General features: G+C 75.9%; 1 protein-coding gene and 1 pseudogene. Both read left to right on the top strand.

From position 1 onward, the window contains the following. Positions 1-1,150 (top strand): condensation domain-containing protein (locus tag CCN33_RS26290; RefSeq protein ID WP_140394683.1); only part of this gene is annotated, 1,150 nt, incomplete at its 5' end. After that, a pseudogene (locus tag CCN33_RS26295) lies at positions 1,147-1,506 on the top strand (MFS transporter); the annotation flags it as partial. The gene CCN33_RS26290 and the pseudogene CCN33_RS26295, both read left to right, overlap by 4 nt.

Below are 1,506 nucleotides of genomic sequence, written 5' to 3' on the forward strand. Positions count from 1 at the left end.
CCTCGGCGCCCGGCTCGTGCCCGGCGCGGACTGGCACTGGTCGGCGGAGCCCGCCGGAACCGACCCGCGCCGGGTGGTGGACGCCCAGCGGGCCCGCTTCGACCGGGCCACCGGTCCGCTGTTCGCGGTCAGCCACCTGGCCGGTGGTCCCGGCGAGGCCGACCGCGTCGTCGTCGGCGCCAGCCACCTCGTCATCGACGGCATGTCCTGGGGCATCGTCCTCGCCGACCTGGCCGCCGCCTACCGGGGCGAGTCCCTGGCCGCCGAACGGGCCGGCTACGCCGAGCACGCCGCCGTCGTACGGGCCCTGGACCCGGCACCGCACGCCGGGTACTGGCGAACGCAGTCGGCCGGCGCGGGGCGGTACCGCTGGCGTCTGGACGGCCCGAACACCTACGCGGACGAGCGGCAGTTCGAGGTGTCGCTGCCGCTGCCCCCGGACGGTCACGGCGTGCTCCAGGCCGCCGCCCTCACCGCCGTCGCCCGCGCGCTGCGCCCCTGGGCGCCGCACGAGCAGCCGTCGGTGTGGCTGATCGGCCTGGGCCGCGACCCGCTGGCGGCGCTGCCCGACTGGGACCCGGACCGGGCCGTCGGGTTCTACTCGGCCGCCCACCCCTTCCGGGTCCCGCTCACCGGCGGCCCGGCCGAGGACGACCTGCGCGCCACGGTCACCGCGCTGCGCGGCATCCCCGACTCCGGCAAGACGTACGGCCTGCTGGGCTGCGCCGCCGACCCCGGTCTGCGCGCGGAGTTCGCGGCCCTGGAACGGCCGCGGGTCGTCGTCAACCACCTCGGTGAGCTGACGGACCCGGTCGACGGCTCGGCCGGCCCCTTCACCGCGTCGGCGCAGACCGCCGCCACCGGCAACGGCGAGGTGGAGCGGGAGGTGGACGTGGACATCGCGGTCCAGGTGCGCGACGGCCACGCCGTACTGCGCTGGCTGTACAACCCCGAAGCGGTGGACGCCGCCGCCGTGAAGGAGGCCGCCGAGGCCGCGGTCCGCGAACTGCGCGGCCTGCTGGCGGGGGAGTCGCAGGACCCGGAGCCGGGCGGCCTTCCCGGTGTGACCGGAGTGACCGAGGAAAGCATGGAACGTCTCTTCGCCCGGCTCAACCGGGAGCGCCGCGAGCGGCAGGGGGAGCAGGTATGACCGAGCCCGCCGCGACGGCGGCCCCGCGCCGCAGCCCTCTCGTCGCCCTGCTGACCGCCCAGTACCTGTCGGCCTTCGGCAACGCCATCACGGTCGTGACCGTCCCGCTGTACGTCCTGCACACCACCGGCTCGACCGCCACCACCGGACTCGCCGGGTTCATCGGCGCGCTGCCGCTGATCTTCGCGGGTGCCGTCGGCGGTGTCCTGGTCGACCGGTTCGGCGGACGCAGGCTGAGCGTGCTGTCCGACTTCGCCGCCGGAATCCTGGTCCTGCTGGTGCCGCTGCTGGACGCCACCACAGGGCTGCCCATCCCGCTGCTGCTCGCCCTGCTGTTCGCCCGTACGGTCGTGGCG

The organism is Streptomyces recifensis (genome assembly GCF_002154615.1).
Taxonomy (GTDB): domain Bacteria; phylum Actinomycetota; class Actinomycetes; order Streptomycetales; family Streptomycetaceae; genus Streptomyces; species Streptomyces griseoluteus.